At 30.7% G+C, this 18,926-nt stretch carries 17 protein-coding genes and 1 tRNA gene; 3 read left to right on the top strand and 15 right to left on the bottom strand.

The window, feature by feature from the left end:
* Positions 1 to 237 precede the first annotated feature (237 nt).
* A tRNA-Asn gene (locus CHU_RS00260) sits at positions 238 to 311 on the top strand.
* Here the strand turns inward: CHU_RS00260 and CHU_RS19065 are convergent.
* Entirely contained in the window at positions 277 to 1,818 is a 1,542-nt protein-coding gene (locus CHU_RS19065; protein WP_011583461.1) for a recombinase family protein, read from the bottom strand. The two genes, CHU_RS00260 and CHU_RS19065, sit on opposite strands and share 35 nt — an antisense overlap.
* A 706-nt stretch (positions 1,819 to 2,524) precedes the next feature.
* Complete coding sequence (locus CHU_RS00250) at positions 2,525 to 3,148, bottom strand: recombinase family protein (RefSeq protein ID WP_011583460.1); 624 nt, start codon at positions 3,146 to 3,148, stop codon at positions 2,525 to 2,527.
* 404 nt (positions 3,149 to 3,552) lie between these two features.
* On the opposite strand from CHU_RS00250, the gene CHU_RS00245 reads away from it, so the two are divergent.
* Positions 3,553 to 5,145, top strand: coding sequence for a hypothetical protein (locus tag CHU_RS00245; protein ID WP_011583459.1), 1,593 nt, complete (start codon positions 3,553 to 3,555; stop codon positions 5,143 to 5,145).
* Between the two features lie 51 nt (positions 5,146 to 5,196).
* Here CHU_RS00245 and CHU_RS00240 read toward each other — a convergent pair whose 3' ends face one another.
* Both CHU_RS00240 and CHU_RS00235 read right to left on the bottom strand, forming a co-directional pair.
* Positions 5,197 to 5,598 (bottom strand): hypothetical protein, encoded by a 402-nt coding sequence (locus CHU_RS00240; protein ID WP_011583458.1) that lies wholly within the window; start codon positions 5,596 to 5,598, stop codon positions 5,197 to 5,199.
* Positions 5,599 to 5,714: 116 nt separating this feature from the next.
* Complete coding sequence (locus CHU_RS00235; RefSeq protein ID WP_143144072.1) at positions 5,715 to 6,221, bottom strand: hypothetical protein; 507 nt, start codon at positions 6,219 to 6,221, stop codon at positions 5,715 to 5,717.
* Between the two features lie 139 nt (positions 6,222 to 6,360).
* On the opposite strand from CHU_RS00235, the gene CHU_RS00230 reads away from it, so the two are divergent.
* Positions 6,361 to 6,585, top strand: coding sequence for a helix-turn-helix domain-containing protein (locus CHU_RS00230; RefSeq protein ID WP_011583456.1), 225 nt, complete (start codon positions 6,361 to 6,363; stop codon positions 6,583 to 6,585).
* Positions 6,586 to 6,609: 24 nt separating this feature from the next.
* Here CHU_RS00230 and CHU_RS00225 read toward each other — a convergent pair whose 3' ends face one another.
* The 11 genes from CHU_RS00225 to CHU_RS00175 form a co-directional block, all read right to left on the bottom strand.
* Positions 6,610 to 6,981 (bottom strand): hypothetical protein, encoded by a 372-nt coding sequence (locus tag CHU_RS00225; protein WP_011583455.1) that lies wholly within the window; start codon positions 6,979 to 6,981, stop codon positions 6,610 to 6,612.
* Between the two features lie 421 nt (positions 6,982 to 7,402).
* The gene (locus CHU_RS00220; RefSeq protein ID WP_011583453.1) at positions 7,403 to 8,023 is read right to left on the bottom strand and encodes a hypothetical protein; all 621 of its coding nucleotides are present in this window, start codon (positions 8,021 to 8,023) and stop codon (positions 7,403 to 7,405) included.
* Between the two features lie 18 nt (positions 8,024 to 8,041).
* Positions 8,042 to 9,022: a restriction endonuclease gene (locus CHU_RS18700; protein WP_011583452.1), complete on the bottom strand. Its 981-nt coding sequence runs from the start codon at positions 9,020 to 9,022 to the stop codon at positions 8,042 to 8,044.
* A gap of 41 nt (positions 9,023 to 9,063) precedes the next feature.
* A complete protein-coding gene (locus CHU_RS00210) occupies positions 9,064 to 9,984 on the bottom strand; it encodes a hypothetical protein (RefSeq protein ID WP_011583451.1) in 921 nt (306 codons plus the stop codon).
* Between the two features lie 15 nt (positions 9,985 to 9,999).
* Positions 10,000 to 13,155 carry a DNA repair ATPase gene (locus CHU_RS18695; protein WP_011583450.1) on the bottom strand — a complete coding sequence of 1,052 codons (3,156 nt, stop codon included), beginning with the start codon at positions 13,153 to 13,155 and terminating at the stop codon, positions 10,000 to 10,002.
* Positions 13,145 to 13,687, bottom strand: a complete 543-nt coding sequence (locus CHU_RS18690) for an ABC-three component system middle component 1 (RefSeq protein WP_011583449.1) — start codon at positions 13,685 to 13,687, stop codon at positions 13,145 to 13,147. Before CHU_RS18690 ends, CHU_RS18695 begins: the two co-directional genes overlap by 11 nt.
* Complete coding sequence (locus CHU_RS00195) at positions 13,674 to 14,963, bottom strand: ABC-three component system protein (protein ID WP_011583448.1); 1,290 nt, start codon at positions 14,961 to 14,963, stop codon at positions 13,674 to 13,676. Before CHU_RS00195 ends, CHU_RS18690 begins: the two co-directional genes overlap by 14 nt.
* Positions 14,964 to 14,967: 4 nt before the next feature.
* Positions 14,968 to 16,035 (bottom strand): ComEC/Rec2 family competence protein, encoded by a 1,068-nt coding sequence (locus CHU_RS00190; RefSeq protein ID WP_011583447.1) that lies wholly within the window; start codon positions 16,033 to 16,035, stop codon positions 14,968 to 14,970.
* A 27-nt stretch (positions 16,036 to 16,062) separates the two neighbouring features.
* Entirely contained in the window at positions 16,063 to 17,013 is a 951-nt protein-coding gene (locus CHU_RS18685) for a competence protein CoiA (RefSeq protein ID WP_011583446.1), read from the bottom strand.
* A gap of 114 nt (positions 17,014 to 17,127) precedes the next feature.
* Complete coding sequence (locus tag CHU_RS00180) at positions 17,128 to 17,703, bottom strand: hypothetical protein (protein WP_011583445.1); 576 nt, start codon at positions 17,701 to 17,703, stop codon at positions 17,128 to 17,130.
* Positions 17,693 to 18,826, bottom strand: coding sequence for an XRE family transcriptional regulator (locus CHU_RS00175; RefSeq protein ID WP_011583444.1), 1,134 nt, complete (start codon positions 18,824 to 18,826; stop codon positions 17,693 to 17,695). The genes CHU_RS00180 and CHU_RS00175 overlap by 11 nt, the downstream gene beginning before the upstream one ends.
* Between the last annotated feature and the right edge of the window lie 100 nt (positions 18,827 to 18,926).

Raw genomic sequence — 18,926 nt, 5'->3', positions numbered from 1 at the left:
GTAAGAGGAAAATCCTCTTTATTACTTATTTTAAACGCATTTAGTTCCCCTTTTATTTTTCAGCGAAATTATATGTGCATATCATGCCTGCACCTGAGTTTTTCATGTATATAAGCGCATATTAAAGCTATTTATAATTTAATTTCACTCAGTATGAATAAGATGTAAAAAATTTCAGAATGAGAGTTGCATAATACAAAACAAACGCTTAATATTGCATTCCCAATTCGGAGACACTCCTCCTTAGCTCAGCTGGTTAGAGCACATGACTGTTAATCATGGGGTCCTTGGTTCGAGCCCAAGAGGGGGAGCCTGCTGTAAAAAGCCACTATTCGTAGTGGCTTTTTCTTTTTTATAGCTTGCTAATTCATTGAAATTCAAAAGCAAATTTTCGACAACACTATTAATTTGAGTGGTTCGATACTCGTTTTCGGAAAATTCTAATTTGCCCATGAATATCGAACCAAGAAGAGCGTTTTTAAACTCTATCGTTCCTTCTTTATACTTAACATCTAATGAATCCAAGAGGGTTACTCCTTTTAAATATTTTTCAAATTCAGACTTAACAACTTTAGAATCGAGCTCTTTATTTGTAATTGTATCCAGTATTTTCTGATACTTTTCTTTTACTCTTTGATAAGTGGTATTATCAAGCTCATTCGCGATATATTTTTCATCTGCATTATCAAGAAGATTTTGGGTTTTTAATTTGAGTGCCGCATCAGCTGCACTCAATTCCAACCTTTCTTTTACTTGTTTTGAGAATTCGTCTTTTAATACTTCTTTATACAAAAGAATAACATCTTCAGAAAAAGAAAACATTGAAAGAAACGTTTCGAATTTTTTATTTGCAACCTTAGCAGGAAATCTTACAGAACAACCATTTTGGCAGTGGTAGTAATAATGATAATTGCCATTTCTACTCCTTGACCTACTCCCTGTCAAATTACTGCCACAACTGCATTTTAAAAAGGGCCGCAATGGAAGTTCAGGATCAAGTTTTTTATGAGGTTTGTTAGGTGTAGAAGTTCCGTTTAATATACGCTGTACTTTTTCGAATAGCTCCACACTTATCAAAGGCTCATGAATTCCGATGACAATTTCTTCTTTCTCTTCTTTCCACTCATCGATTCTTATCTTCCCACAATAAATAGGATTTTTAAGGATATTTGGAAATTGATTCTCTGATACTTTTAGACCACGTGCATATAAGACCTTCCTTAATGATTCTGTAGAATGATTCCCTTGAGCAAACTCTGTAAATGCTTCTATAATTAACGTTGAATATTGATTCGGTGTCAATATTTTTTTTCCTGTAGAATCGGGTATAGATTTGTAACCTCTTGGGGGTGTACCAACCCAACGCCCTTCACGTTTAGCTTGGCGCATACCCTTCTTTGTTCTTTCGCTTAACCTTTTATTCTCCAATTCAGCTATTCCAAAATTTAGCAAGTAAGGTATAATGTTTTCTGCAATTGAAAGGTCTAAATTATTTTCTACATATTTAACTGTCACACCAAGTTTCTCTAGATCATGAACTGAATTCAATGCTAATCTTGTATCTCTTGAAAACCGATCCTGTTTCAGGCAAACAAAATAGTCAACCTTGATTCTTTTACTTTTTACATCTCTTAAGAATTGCTGAAACTGTGGTCTATTAAAATCCTTTGCACTATGATCGTCTTGATAATGATGCACAACTTCTAAGTCATTTTTCTCACAAAATAATCTTAAACATCGTTCCTGATCCCTTAGACTGTAACCTAATTGTGCCTGCTCATCAGTTGATACCCGAGAATAAATTACCGCTTTTTTCATATATGTGTTTTTTTTAGTGACTCTTGAAATAAAATTCATCCAACTCCAATTGAGCTAGATGATATAAAAAAGATATTAGTTGCAAAACCTGTTCATCAGAAAAGTTCTTATCTCCTTTCAATTTCTTCCTACACATACTTACTGTTACCATGATATCACAAATAGATTATTAGACAATATTCTTCCATCTCTGCTTTTCTTCTTTATTTTCTAATGAAGAAAAGACATAGTTTTTCTGTTCAGGAATTTTATACTTCCTGTTGTAGCCTGATTTACCTAGATGAGTGGATGAGATCTATTGGGCGGGAACAAATAGAAAAAGTTTCTTGATTATGAAACCTTATTGTTCTATTTTAGTATTACCAATAAAAAAGAAGGGTCGAAATTTCTTTTTCATCACTCACCAGTTGGATTCGTCTGACTGGTTTTTTTTATTTTATTTTTATTTATTCATTTTTATTTATTCAGTAAACTAAATGTAACCTATACTTCAAAGTCTTCGTATTAGTCATGCTGTTTTAGTTATAAACGAATAACTCATTTCAAAGTTGCAAATCTATAATTTGTCAATTCTTTATTTCAATTATTATTTTCATAAGAGACATGAGAAGTCAAATTCAATTATATCTGCATTACACATTCGGTGCATTTTTTCGTGTGACAGATAATGAACAAAAACTTCTCTACCTTGTACCCCTCAACACTACTACAATTCCTGCATCAGCTTTTTTACTCGTTGAATAGTTGGAGTTGATAAATCATTCAACTTTGCCACCTTTCTTATTGAGATTCCACTTTTCAAATCTCTTACAACTGCTGCATATTTTTTCAATACAGCTTCCTTACTCTCAAATGTATTGAATGGACGTCCAATTTTTTTCTTACTGTTCTTTTGTCCTGAACGAATTCGATTTACAATCCAACTTCTCTCAATTGAACTAAAATGAACTGCTGTGCTTAGCATCAAATCTATAAATCCGTTTCTATTTCCACCTTCATCCAAAGTCTCAAGGTTCATGTTTTGAACCACAACTGAAATAGAAAGCTCTGCCAATTCTTCAATCACACGTTGAACCTGAAATGGATTTCTTCCTAACCTTGAAATCTCCTGAACAATTACTTTTTGAAATTCTTTCTTTCTGGCCCTTTTTAAAAGTTCTTGAATCCCGTTTCGTTCTTCATTTCGTTTTGTGCCTGAAACTTTTTCAGAGATAAAATCTACAATTACAAAATCTCTGGCCTGACTGTATTTTGTCAAATCAGAAATCTGTCTTTGGTAATCCTGGTCTTGTGTACTCACACGAACCAGACATATTACTTTTGTCTTCATATTTTATAAAGTCTAAGTGTCCGTTAAGTATAAATTTATGTTAAAACTTATTCTTATACACTTTCCTCTAATTACACCCTTTCAATATTGAAATTTGAAGGTCTTATTCGAGAGGACTTAATCTTACACAGCAATTGAATTTCTATTTGTTTTTATAATATTAGTTCCTTCTACTTTATTATCCTCTTCTTCTACTTTCTCTATGTATTCTTATGTGGGTACAGCTTTATCACATATTGAAAAAAAATATTTCTTTGATTCCTTGATTCTTTGAAAGCAAACCATTATTGTTTTTAATATACCTCTTATACAATGGAAGCAAGGATTCTGATCTGTTAATCTTGCCTTGCTTCCTCTAAGAGACTAAACTAAGATTAACAGGAAAAACTAAAAGATTAACAGACATGAAAAAAGCGGTATACTTCTATATCCCCTCTTCCCTTTGCAGTTTCCCAATGGTACTTACTTCTATTGGTCGGGAAGAAATGATCTCCCACCACATCGACAAGTTCTTGTATATTATACATGAATTGTATGTTTCCAGGTTCCTGGATAAATCACTCGGCAAAGATTCATTTATACCATTGTCATCTAAGATGCTCCGTAAGATTCTTGGCAAGAGATATGTTAAACCTATACTTAATATTCTCACTACTGAACTTGGCATCATTGAATGTGACGGAATCTACCACCACCATACAGGAAAAAATAAAGGCAATGGCAAATGTTATGGTTATAGACTAACCGAAAAATATAGAAATGAAATCTTCAGGCAAATCATGAGCGATGATACAAAGTTCTCAAACAAGATGAGACTTAATTACTATTCTACTAAAGATAAGCTATTAACTCATTTATATAATCTATTATTCAAGTTGGAATTAGACATAGTAAATCAGGTTTTAACCAGTAAGAGCAAAATAGCATCATCATACGACATATCTCTTATAGATACATCTTGCTGGGATTTCTCTTATCCAGAGTATATTCTTTCAGATGATCTTTCTTCTTTAGTTATTTATTATCCTACTCCTTATTGTTCTAACTACTACTATCCTTCTACTGTATATTCTTATGTGGATACAGCTAATATAGAGTTTAAAAAGTGTTCTGTTTATAAATATACTAGATCATCTTCTTATTTCTTATCTTCTTCTACTTCCTCTTATTTGTATTCTTATGTGGGTACAGCTTTATCCCAGGTTGAAAAGAATCTTTCCCTTTATCAGATTGACCTTACAGATAAGGAAGAAATAAAATACACCTGGAATCAGTTTAAATCAGACATGCTTTCTATCCAGAAAATTGAACAACAAGATTACTTCTTTAAAGAAAGAGAAACCAGGATATTCCACAATATCAGCTCTCTTAGAAAAGAAATCAAAAAAGGATTAATGGTAAATGGAAAGTTATTGAAAGAATCAGATATCAAGAATAGTCAACCGTTACTGTTTGCTATTGTATTGATGCAGGAGTTAAGAGATAAAGGAATTGATATTGATTCATCGCCTGATGTTTCCAGCTATATTAATCTATGTGAAGAAGGTATGATCTATGATTACTTGATGTTGAAAATGAACCTTGATCCAAAAAATGAAGATCTGAGAAAAACATTTAAAACTGATTTCTTCCATTATATCTTCTACTGTAAAATTCCCAGAGGCTGGATGATCAGGAAAACACCGCTGCTGCAACTGTTTGTAAGCGAATTCCCGAATGTATATTCAATTCTTTGTGACATAAAAAAAGAAAATCATGCAACCTTAGCTAAACGAATGCAGATCCTGGAAACGGATATAATCACTAGAAGAGTACTTGGTATTTTAACAGAAAAATATCCTAAAGAGGTTTTTGTTAGTATACATGATTCTATTCTTTCTTCAGAGGATTTACAAAAGGAAGTGCAGGCAACAATCATTTCGGAAATTAATAAAGAAGGCGTAAATGTTGCTCTTTCGGGAAATACTTCAGAAACATCTGCTATAAGCATATATTGAATCCAGAGATAGTGAATAAAAAACCCAAGGTGCTTTTGTCTTGGGTTTCGTTTAATTCTTTTTTGGGGATCCAATCTCACAGAAAGACCCGTTTTCATTCAAATCAGTTTTCTTGCTTTTCATATTGTGCCTCATTCCATCATTTGTTTGTATGATATAACAAAACTTACAAGGTAAAGGACAACCCATCTTCAATCGAATAATAGAATCCCAAGGAGGGATTTGCTGATTGTCAAATTCCACAAGTAATTTTTCACCTGCATAAATCTGTACTAATTCAATTTGTTCTTTCCCTTCAACCTTAATCTGCAATTCTTTTCTTTCCTGATCGTAGTAGAGTTCAATCCTAGTCTTTATCAAATCAAGCATACCTGTTGGCTTGTTATTACATACAAATCCATTTGCAATTACAAGGCAGCTTACTATCAGTATTAATTTAATGATAAATTTCATAGGTCTTTTATTTCAATAAAGCAGGTTCATTGTAAAAGTATAATTTCAATAAATGTTTATGTGTTTTATTATCAAAACAAAAAGGCGATCCGTAGATCGCCTTTCTAATTAGTTTATTAGTTTTTATACTGACAATAGACTGTAAAAGATCCTTTTGTTGCACCGCATTCCTCATATACCATACGTGGCCCACTTGTTGGTTGCACTTGTTCTAATGTTACAGTACCAGCTGCTGATATGGTGAAGTAGCCATCAATTATTACTGTAGATGATGCTGCATTACCACTTTTAATCTGGTAGTGATATCGGCTACCATATATCAAATTACTCATTACAGTATAAGAAGCAGGATCATAGCAAGCTGAAGTTGAATTTGAAGGTCGAACAGACCCGTTCAAAGTACCATGTGCAACCAACGCATCTGGATCTTTTGCAAAGAAGAAGTAATTAACTTTTCCATTTGTTCCACTTGGAATATAAGCCTGGTAAAATTGAATTGTTTTGGTTGTTGTTGTACCACCTGTGCCTCCAGTTCCACTTGGTGTTGAAGGCTGTGGATCTTCTTTCTTTTTACATGAAAAAGTAAGAAGCATTAATAAAAGAACTAAAGTAATTCTGTGCATAAACATTAAAATTTAACCTTACCTACTCTTTCAGGGCTTTTCGGTTTCCGCCTTATTCGCTTACCAAATTAGTAAAAATACTTTACAAAATGACCGTACGGTAATTAATTATATAGGTCAACGTCCCGACCTTTCGGTCATGGGCACAGAAGGAAATCCAAAACTTTTAAGAAAATTAGCTCAACGAGTTAAAGAACTTAGAGAAAAAGCCAATTTAACTCAGGAGAATGCATTCAATGATACGGGAATACACTTTGGTAGAATTGAAACTGGAAAAAGAGATTTCTCCGTAAGTACACTTAAGAAAATATGTGTATACCTTCAAATATCCATGACTGATTTCTTTAAAGGAATCAAGGAGTAATTTTGCTTGTACTCTTCTGCCCAATTATTTTTTATTTCTTAGATAATTTACAATAAGCTTGCGAGCTTCAGCCAGAATAAGCAATGAAACATCTTCATCAAATCTATTATCCATCTTGAATACATAAAGACAAGCGATCACATGAAATCTGCTGATCTCATAACCTTGTAATTGACTATAGTATTGAAATAAGGCAATCTTCAAAAAGCGATACTGCAATAAGAATGCTTGAAAACATTGATATTCGAAATGAAGATGCCATCTCGCCAAGCTCATTGCTTGTGCGTAATCTACTGCCAATAAGTGAAGAGTTTTCAACTCAGATTTTCCAGTATCATTCTGACCAATTACTCGAATCTGAAAATATTTCTTCTCGTATTTTTTGTGACTTTGCATTATGAATTAAACCATGGCAAAGTGAGAAAGTATAAAAATAAGCCCTTAAATTATGGCTCTATTTAATGTACATGCGTATCTTATTTAAGGGTCTAAATCTAGGTCTTACATTATTTGAAGTACCCCTTCACAAATTTTTACCCAAATTTTCCAAATTTGAAATTTGATACCAATAAATCAATATTGCTCGCTAGAGGCTCTGCAACGAGCATAATAGGCATGCACAATTTTTATCTAAATTTTTATGAAAAAATTTTCAACCAATGAAATTTTGAAAAAAAACTCCTTCAAACATTGTGATCAATGTATTGAAATGTAATTGTAAAAATTTTTCAGGATTTATTTTCTATTTGTCACTCAATTCATAACACGTATAGTTTGTTTCTGAATAAGGAAAATGTATATATATATATTTTAATAACTATTTAAATTCTAATGTAGTTTTCTCGACTAAACCTTTTAAATAATCATAATATAATGAAGAACAATTTTCTATGCTTGTGTCTGTTACTGTTTGCCCTAAATGCATGACTGCATGATTAGAGAATGAAATTTCAATAGTCCATGTCTGTATATCAGCCATATCAACATATATTTTTTCTGTGCTTCCGTCTGGCAATTCAATAATCCATCCACTCCCCCCAAATTGATCGCCTATAAAAAAACCTTTGTTATTAGGTGGTGGTTGGAAATTATTGAGCATACTTGTATCAAAAGAAAAATTTCGTAAACCTATCGATGACGTATGAAGCTTGCCCTGCTTTTCTAAATTATTCCTCGCATCTTTAAACATATTTAATAATTGATCATTTTTCATCTCATCTTGAAAAGGCTGATACCAAGTATTAAATTTATCTTCACCGACAACACTTTTAAGATTTTGTATAACAAAAGTAACAGTTCTGCCCCATGTGATAAGATTTGCGAATGACTGCCTTTTAATTTTAGCATCATTGGGATTATTTTTTAAATCGTGAAGATTATCTTTAACAAATTCTAACTGTTGTTTAATCGCCAATAAGATTTCACTTTTTGAACGCATAGTTGTTTAATCGTTTTATTATTTAATTCTGATTTTTTGATTGTTAAGAATACGGCTAATTTTGCTTGTCCAATATGGGCCATAATGTTTGTTCAAAAGTTTAATTAATTGTTTATAGTCTATTAGTTCAACTGAAGGATTATCCTCGGAAAACTTTTTTGCATCTCTAGTATATTCAGAACTTGTAACAAATACGCCTTTAGTAGATTTAGTACTCAAAGTCGTTGAATGCAATACTTTAACTTCGTCTAAGGTAATCTTTGGAGTGTAACGTTTGCATTGAATTACGAGTTTCTCTTTCTTACCAGGCTCATCTTTAGAAGCAAAAATATCAACACCTCCATCTCGTGTAGTTTTAGTTAGCCTGGTTAAGTACTTCATCTCAGAATACAGTCCTGCAACTAATTGCTCAAACTCTTTAGGCAACAGATTTAAAAAAATTTCTCTTGGATGTTCCTTATCAAAATACCTAGCCCTTAGAATAGTAGTACAGTCACTGATTCCAGTCATTAAATCGTCTGGTAAAAATTGACAGTTAGCTAAAAAATAAGCGTCTATTACTCTAATTGCTTCATTGGGTGAATGCGGTAAAAGGTCTAAAGTCCAAGTCAAACCCTCCCAAACATGTTCATGGGGAAATATAGAAAAAATTAGCCGCCTATAATATTCGGTATCTTCAATTCTATAATTGTTTGTTTCCACTTGCTGTTCTAAAGTTATTGATTCACTTTCCTCTCGCTGAATATAATACTTACGGTAATAGTTATCCTTTCCGTAAGTTGAATTCTTAGGTAAAAAATGTCTTAATAAATCCCGAACTTCTTTTTCTGATCTTGACTCAATGGTTGCCAAATAATCTTCCAAATGTTTATCGGTTGGGAAGTGACTAACTGGATAATATTCCTTTTCAGAGTTTGGCAAAAGAGCTACTGCAAGAAATTCTTCCAATGTAAACTCGTTCGTCAATATAAAACTTCCATGCTTTTTTTTACGATCCATTGTCTTATCGATTTTCAAATTCACTTGGTAAATTTATATTTCTACCCAATTGGCACTTTGAATTGTCTAAGTTTTTTCGCCAAAATATCGTCTATATTTTGTAAATCAGCGTCAGTTAATTCTATTAGCGAAAGGCCTTCTTTTTTATATATTTCTATTTTTTTGTTTTTACGAGCAGTATACTTTGGATCATTCTCAAGCCCCCAAAATTCTATATAAACAGCCTGCGGCCTACCGTTACCTGAAGGGATATAAAAGTCGCAATAAACATCTTCATCTATTGGAAGCTTTCTTTCATAAGCATGAATAAGTCCATATTGGTAAAGCCAATTATCAATTAACATTTCAGCTTTACTTCGAACATAATGCCCGTCAATAGTTCGATGCTTCGCTTCAAACTTTTCTCTAAAATTATCTTTATTGATAGTTGGTGTTTCGATTTGTGAAGTTGAGATATGAATTTCCTTTTGAAGTATTGGTTGTTCTGGCAAACTTTCTTTAAATACTTCTAAAAGCCTTTTGTATTGCAAAATACCTTCAGGCCATAATACATAATTAGCTCCTGATGTTTCATGCTCAAACTGTCTACCACCAATACTTTTCCCAAGTTTAGTTATTTCCCAGCCTGCTGCAATATCTTTTTCTATCAAACCTAATTCTGAGAGAATCAGATTAAGTCTTTGGGATGAAATAGAAAAGTGCTTCCCAATTGCTGTTGCGTTAATAAGTTTTGCTTTATCCTTTTGTTCTCCATTGCTGATAGAAATATTTTCTGGCCAAACGATATATTCTCCGAATTTAGGATTACTTCTTGTTTGTCCGCCTTTTTGTTCGCCAAGATTAGTAAGTATCCACTTGTCGTTTTTTCTTTCTATCCATCCAAGTGACTTTAGTTTTTCAAATAATTCACTAGCATTGATATCAATCTCATTTGCAAGTGCTGAGGTAGAAATATATTCCATATTGTTTATTACGTATTAAATATCATTTTTTACCTTACCAAAACTTTCAAGTTCCATAAATTTAGAATTGAATAAATTTGTTGGCATTTTTTTCTTCAAAAGATTATGAAAATTTTCGTCATGCGTAGAAAGTATTATTTGTTTTTTATGGTTTACAACAATACTTCTTATTAAGTCGATTGTAGAAAGAATGTTGATGCTATCCATTGATTGAATTGGATCATCAATAAAAATGCAGTCAAATGGTTTTCCCTTATCATCTTTAGCATTTAATGCCTTTGCCAAAAATATACTTAAACTTAATATATTTAATTGCGCGGTACTAAAGTAAAGATTTGGAATTATTAACTCATCTTCATTTTCCTGATAAACACAAACATTCAATTTTGGCTTTGTGTCCGAAAAATCACATCTAAAGGTTACTGTCTTATAATCAGGATGTGGATCTATTTTTCTGTACAATTCATTTATCAAGCCTTCATAAAAGAATGAATCTATTTGTTGAGTCAAATATTCAGACACATTTTGCAATTCCTTTTCTAATTCACTAGATATTTTAGTTTTTAAAAACTGAATTCTATCTTTAGTATCCTTCTCTTTAACTTTCGCTTTCTCGTATTTCAAAAATGGAGTAACGTTTTCTTTGAATTGAGATAGTAGATCATAGTCTTTTATTATCAATTCATGTTTGACAATTTTATCCTTACTGTTGTTTTTATTACTATCTAAAAAATTAGAAAATGAATCAATTGTGTGCCCATTTAATTCAATATTCAACTTTGATCGAACTTCTTGCTCAAATGAATTTATTATTTTAACGTATATATTTTTGGTTTCGCTTATTAGTTCATTGTTTTTTTGAACACCCTCAACTGTAAATGCTTTTAGTATAATATTGAGATCTGCAATTTCTTCGTTCAACTTTATTTCTCTGTCAACATTCGATTCTAAATTATGTGTTATCAATATTATTTCGTCAGATAATGGTTTATCGGCGATTATTGCTTCAGGATAATTTATTTTAAAATACTCAACGATCTTTAAATAAATAGGTTCTTTACTAAGCCTATCTAGTTTCGTTAAATTGTGGGAAGATTTAATTTTTTTAATATCTAAATTTAATGATTCGTCAATAACAGATTTTTTTAATTCTTCATCTCTTCTGATGCATGAAGTCAATTCTGATTTTAGCTCTTCTAGAGTATCTTTGGATTCTTTTTCGAAAACTTCAAACGTCTTTTCATTTAATTTTAAATCTAGGTCATTCAGAGGTTTATTATATAATTCTATTTCTTTGATAATTTCGGATTTAAAATCAATATATTTTTTAAAATTTTCTAATAATTTTGCACGTTCTATTTCTGTTTCTTCTAGTTTCTTAGTGATTTCGGCCACGAGCTGTTGCCTATTCGATTTTAATGACTCATTCAACTGAGCAATATTCTTGTTTTTATCATCTCTATCCTTTAATAAGCCAGAAAGAATATTTGACAGGAGGCTGTTATTAGATATTTTCGAAGCTAATACACTAAAAGATTCATATTGTTGCTCACATAATGGGCAAGAGCTGGTTTGACTTTTATGTACTATTTCAGATCCCTTTGAAATGAACTGTTCAATTTCTTTTTTAAAATTTTCGCTTGTTTGTATATTAGAATTAATTGCATGTAGATTTTCATGTTCTATAGTTATTGACTTTTCAATTCCGATAAGTGCCTCAATGATTTCCGCATTGTTAGAATACAATTCATCCGAAATAGATGGATATGTACCAGCATTTATCTCTTGAATAGATTTCTGTAAATTATTTATTGATATTTCTAATAAACTTTTCTTTTGTTCTAAACTTTTGATTTCAGGTTCAACTTTATCAAGTTTTGTTTGAGATTCTTTAAGTTTTAGATTATAATTATTATAGTCTTCTGAAAGTTTTGGAATTTCTGAAATACTTTTTTCTAACTCTAAAATTTGATTTTGTAAAGAACTTTGTTTGGATCTATTTTCGCTTTCCTTTTCATTAAGGGCATCTATATTTAGCGTTAGGGCTGATAATTCTTTTTTTAATAATTCACTTTTTTCTTTTCCAGATGCAATTTCTTGAGCAATTTTTTCATACTCTTTTAAGTCTTTTTGTAATGATTCAAGATTTTGTTTTTTAGTTCCTATTTCATTGTTTTGTGATTTAATCGAATCAATTTCGTTAACGCATTTTTGTTTTTTATCAAATTTTTCAAGAATAGAGAGATTTTCTTTGTATTGATTATCAACTTGCTCAATTTTTATTTTTGATTCAAAATATTTAGCCAGTCCTGCAACCTCTTCATTGCCTACATAGAAAATATCTAAGTACTTCATGTGTTCGGTTGCCTTTTTGATTTCAAAATCTAAATCAACTTTTCTTTCGGATATTTTATTTGAAAGATTAAGAGCGTCAGTTTCTGAATAAGATTCATCAATCTCTTTTAAATTTTCCCCTACTTTGTTAAGTGAAATAATTGTTTCATTCACCTTTTTGAGAATATCTTTGTCTCCCCCAAACTTTAACTCTAGTTGTATACCGCTTAACACTTTCGTAAGCGCTTCTATATTCTTATTATTTAAAGCAATTAGGCTTATTAATTTATTATAATATTCATCAATATTTTTATCTCCAAAATATTCGATAAATCTCTCATATCTATCTTCTGGTTTATCTTCTTTTAAAAAAGCATCAATCCATTCCTGTGATAAAATGACTGTTTTAAATTCTTTATTTATAGTTGCGCTTGGATCAAATTTGTAATCATAACCTGCTTTACTTTTAGGTTTCTCTATGTTAGTTTCAATTGGATATGCTTCAGCTACAGTGTATAATTTTATAAATGATGGAAGATCATCATCTGAATTATTATTTCTTAAAAAATATTGTCTCTTATTATTTGACCTAATGCTTCTTTCAGACTTAACGGAATTAAATGTATCTTTTCCGTTTCCTTTTCTTAAGAAACGATCAATGTTATTTGTTATACCATATTCAACTGCATCATAAAACGATGTTTTACCAAATCCATTAGGAGCGTATAATGAAATAAAATCAGCATTCTTACCATCTTCACGGGTAAAATCAAATGTTCCATCATGTACTTTATCGTATGCACGAAATGCTTGTATTTCAACTTTTTTAAATTTCATCTTTAAAAATATTTTCTATTTGACCCAATGCATTTTGCATATCTTCATCATTTTTTTTACTTAAGCTTAACTTATCTAAAATATTTGCTAGAGAAGCATTCTTGTTAAATGTTGATATTTCTTTATTTTCAACATTAATTTGAATTTTGTCGTTTGTAATGTGTTCTGATATCACATTATTTATTTCTGTTGCAGTAATTGATTCGCAATTATCAATTACAATTTTCCTACTGCTAAATTTGTTATTTTCAATTTCATATTTCAGGGACTTATTAACTATATTATTTGAAAAATAAAATACATAAAAATTCCATTTTGAATAATCATCTTTTACTGTAGGTATGAATTTAGCTGTTAAGTAGCTGTTGAATTCTTTCCATTGGCTATTTAATTTAGTTTCATCTTTGAATTTAACCATGCAAACAATTATAATCCCTCCAAATTGAACTGTACCAATTGAAAAATAATCCAATTCAAAGACTTTTTTTATTTCTTCTACTATTACATCTTCTATTTCGCTAAATAACTCCATTTGTAACTTCTTTTATTGTTTTAAGTGAATTGGCTGATGTGATTGAGGTAAATGCTTTATAATTATCAATTACATGCTTTTGAAATTTGTAAATATGAACTATCGATAAATCATTAAAAGGGTCGCTGACAGTATTACTAATATTCATTTCACTACTTGGAACTGTACAAATATTACCTATATACCCTTTATCAATTTCTACTGTTGTAGGTTTTTTGTCGATTGTAGAACCAACAACAACAAGACCTCCTTTTTCTATTTCCGATAAATCAGACCTATATATGTCTTCTAATTTGGAAATCCATTCTTTCGAATCTGTAAAGTATAATTTTTTAGATTTATGAATTTGCTTTAATAAATCTAATGTAATTTTTTGCTCACTATGTAATTGATTTATTGAAAGTAATTCTAAAAATGAAACCCATAACTCACTATGATTAATTACACTTTTATCTGTTCCAGAAACAAGTAAAGAATCTTTATACAAATCAATTAATAATTGAGGAGTAAAATCATCACAAAGATTTTTTGCAATTACCTTTAATTCATTTTGAATTAATTTTTTTTTCTGATCAGCAACCTGAATTCCTGAAAGCGGGAATATTTCATCAACTAATCTTTTGAATGAAGCAATGTATGGCGGAAATAATGCAGATAATTCTTTTGGATTTTGCTCTACGATTTCATCAAAGAATGATAAAGGCATTAATGCTAATCTTCCCAATGTTTCTCTTTCATCTTCTGCTACCATTCTTGATTGGATACCTGAAATCAAAATGCAAGATTCATGTGTTTTTAAAATACCCCCTCCAGATTGTCCAGTTACCTCATTATAAATAATAGGTTGTTTACTTTTAGCTTCTCTATAATTATTTTCCTTGGGTTGTAGAATGCTAATTTCATCAAGTCTAAAACTATCATTTTGAGTTCTTCTAGACTCTGGATGTCCACACAAATAATATCCATCTCTGTTTTCAGATGATAAATCGTCTCGTAGTAAAGAATCAATTCCTTCTACTTTCTTAATCTTTATAATTGCGGCATCCTTGTGTTCGTTAGAATGTAAAAATGGAGTCCCAATAATTTCTAATGTTTCATTTACTAACGCACCATTTTCATCAAAAGCCTGGCGGATTATTGATGGTGAATTATTACCATCAATAACATGCTTTGCTGTTAGAACGCAGCTATATTCATCATTTATTGGCTGGAACAAGCAGCCACTAGCTCCTTCGACCCTTACTATATATTTGGGTAATAAATCTAGTCTCGCCATTTATTTAAAATGTAAATTCGTTATCTTCCATGTTAACTGGTTTAAAATTAGGAAAATCTGCTCGATCTTCAGGCTTGAATATTTTTTCGATTTGTCCAGGATAATTAAAATACACTTCACAACTATCATTTATCGAAGCAAGCCTTGCTAGCAACTGTTTATTCGGATGAGCATCTTTGTCACCATTGGTGCTAATTAAATACTTATTAGTTGTAATTAATTTTAGCATTTCAATACTATTATTTGCCTTACTGCCATGATGCGAAATTTTAACCAATTCAGCTTTTAATGGTTTTTCGTTTGAATATCCTAGTTCTTTTAATGAGTTAGCTACAATTGTAGGATGTGCGTCAGCTAAAAAAACAAAGTTTTTATTTTCGAATGTTATTATAAAAGCAATTGAACTACCATTGTGAATAGTGGTATCTTCCTCGAATTTATCATTTTCAATATGTTGGTTAAGTGTAAGTTCATAGTCATTTTTTTCGGGTGACGTGTATAAAGACTTAGGAGCTTCTTTCTCCCATTTACCAAGTAATAATTTTAATTTGTCTGAACTTGGTGATAAAATTTTAAAATTAATACCTAAATACTCAAAATATTCTAAAGCAATTACTATTCTTCTATCCCAAATTCCCCTCGTCTCAATGTAATCCTCAAACGTCACTCCTCCTCTAATACTAGTTAGAGTACTTTCATCTGGGTTTATCTTTACAAAATTTTCTTCATTTTCTTTTTGGTTAAAAAATTCCGAAATAAGCTTGCCTGAGTTAAACCAAATTCGTCCGATTAGTTTATAAGCATCCTGGTCTTTTTCAAACCATTTTAACAAACCTCCAATATGATCATTATCAACATGAGTAAGAATAAGAAGATCAATTTTTTCATCACGTTCTCGAATTGCGTCAATAGTGGATTTGAGTTCTCCATATTCGGGTTTTCCATTTTTACCTTTCCGAACGTAAGTTGCTGGCATCCCTCCGTCAATTAGAATGTTTCTTGATTTGCCATCTTCTGCAAACGAAATTAAAATGGAATCACCATTGAATGCTTTTAAAAATTTTATCTTCATATTGTCATTAAAATTATAAAAGACTGGTTATAATAAATGCTTCTTATTATAACCAGCCAACCAGCTTTTTTCAATATTCTTAATAAATTCATCTTTATCAATAATTTCATTTTTCTGATAAAAATATATCTTGTCAGTTTCAATACCTTCCAGATTGTCAATAAAAACAGGGTGTTTCATCAAATCAATAAAAGGTCTCCAATATTTTTTTATAAGATTAATGTTTCTAAATCTGTCTTGCGGTATGTCTGTATAATTAATTTTAAACTCGTTCAAGTAATCTTCATGAAATTTTTCATTCAATAAAATATTTAAAATTTTTCTGGCATCATAAATTAGTTCATATTTTATAGATTCAAATGACACGCTATTATTGAAATGAAATAAAAAATAATTTCCATTCTGATTTTCAAAATCTAATAAATCAGGATGGATTCTAATTTTATTTAATGCTTGACTTTTCAAAAAATACTCATTGAAAGCTTGAAAATTAAATTCAGGGGATTTATCTAAGTAATGAGGTATTTCAAACGATAATGACATTTCCTTTTTTTCATAGCGATAATTTAGTCTACAATGCTTTAATAGACTTTCACCATTTAAAATCCACAATAATTTATTTTTTCCATAAAAATTTTCTCTTTGCTCAATCTCATCGGGTTTTATGGGAGAATGTTGGACCTCTATGACTAATCCAGAATTTGTTCTAACATCAGCTCTATGAAATTCTTTTGTGTTAGGATCTATTAAACTTACTTCTTGAAATTCTTTTGGAAATTTATTCTGCCAATCAATATGCCATCTGGTAATTGGTTCAAACCAAGCATCGCAGTCCTTTTTATTTAAATGCTGCCAGTATGGTATTTTCATTCTCCCTTTATGTCCACGTACATCTTGTCCACAATCAATGCACTTTGCCTTTTCTCCTGAAAAAGAAACTTTAATTTTTTGTCCTTGTACGTTTTTAGCGTGGATCACTTTAAATTGGTATAATGTTTTGTATGTATTATTTATAACAGAATTTCAACTCCAGCAGAAAAAGAACTTATTCTTACTAATAAAGAGTATGAATAAATAATATAACTACGCATATTATTTATTCATACTCTTTATTCTTAAACTCTCATGATAAGCTTCCTCAAAATATTTGCTCAATGGCCTTTCATACTCTTTATGCTCCGAAACAATTATCGAAAAATCACTGTCAGTTAATTCCCGAATATAAAATAGCCAACCAATCAAGTGTGGTGTAGTTTGCACTCTTTTAGTTCCTAAAATCAAACTCCCTAGTTTTCTTGCTCCTAAGTCATCAGTCATGAAACTTTGGTTAATCTTTTTAGCGAATGCAATACTTGATAATTCTCCAACACTTAATCGTTTCCTTTGTTTTAGTATTTCTACTTCTTGCAAATCATCGATGCTTAAATTATGACACTCAAATCTATTAGCTTTCGTTTCATCTTTAAGCTTTTCTTGAAGTTTTTTAGACTTTTCATTTATTGTTCTTCTAGCCTTAAATAGCACTTCGTATTCAACAAATTTTGTATAGCAAAAACTACAATTAGAAGATTTTGCAGCACGGTATAGTGTTTCCGATGAAAGAAGATTATCAATTGCACATGAATCAATAACGTTAATTTTTTGAAACTCTGTAATATCAATGTTCATAATTTAGTTTCAGTTTAAACAAGTCTAAAATAAAAGGTAGCTCTGATTCATCAACGAGCAGGTTTGCGGCTAGCTTTCCAGATGAAATATGCCCATTTACATATGCTTCATGGCATTTTTTAACATAAAACATTGATAAACCTCTTTCCAATAAAAGTTTCTTTGATGAAAGGATAGCTGGTGAAACACCTTTCAATTCATAGTCATCTTTATCCTTTCTTGAAATTTTAAGCTTAATGAACTTATCGTATAAATTTTGATTAATACAATTGTTGGATTTCAATACAATTAGCAAGGTTTGAATATTAACCTTTAATTGTATAGCAATCTTCAATACCAATTCCTCAGTCCATGTTAATAATTTAAACTTTTCGATATAGCTCAGAGGAATCAAAAAACTACCTGCAAAAGTATTGGCTCTAATTTCTCTATAATCATTTTCAGATTTAAAAGATATATTAATTTCATGTTCATCATCTAATAAAGCATGACAAACTTCATGACAGAGAGTAAAATTCTGTCTGTAAGTATCATCATCATAATTTACAAGAATACATTTCCCAGCAACGGGATGTTTAATAAACAAACCTGATATTTGCGAATTGTTTAATTTTCTTCGAAAAACATGAAGTCCAATTTTTCTAAACTCAGAATATAAATCAGAATACAATTCCTCATTTTTATATCCCAAAAAATGCCTAAGTTTTTCAGCAGTTTCAGTGCCTTGTGATTTATATACGTGAGAGTACTTAGGAGCAATGAAATTTAATTTATTAAAATCTAAATAATTTAAAATGTCTTGTTCATTTTCGCATAAAAAAATAAACTCTTGGATCGCCCACCTATCTTCTTTTGAAAAAATATCACCAAATTTGCGATATAGTATTTCAACCTGTTCAGACGCTGATAATCTCTCATTGCTAATAAAGTATTTATAATCCTGCCTATAAAAATCTGCAAAAATTAAGATCTCATCTCCTGTGGGCTCTTTAATGCCTTTCTCAATTTGATCTAAACGTTCTAAAGGCAATCCAATCTTTTTAGACACATCAGACAATTCGAGATCTAGGTTTTGCCTACAGCGACTTAATTTATTTCCTAATGATACTCTATCTATTGGCATATTATGTTTTACTATAATTAATAAGAGCAGAGTGTTTGCCTAATACAACATTAACAACTTTACTAGTAATTGAATGTTTGTTGCTTCCTCAACATTCTGA

This window comes from Cytophaga hutchinsonii ATCC 33406 (assembly GCF_000014145.1).
In the GTDB taxonomy this organism is placed as follows: domain Bacteria; phylum Bacteroidota; class Bacteroidia; order Cytophagales; family Cytophagaceae; genus Cytophaga; species Cytophaga hutchinsonii.
Note: the sequence above shows the minus strand (reverse complement) of the source record. Positions and strands in the feature narration are given on the sequence as shown.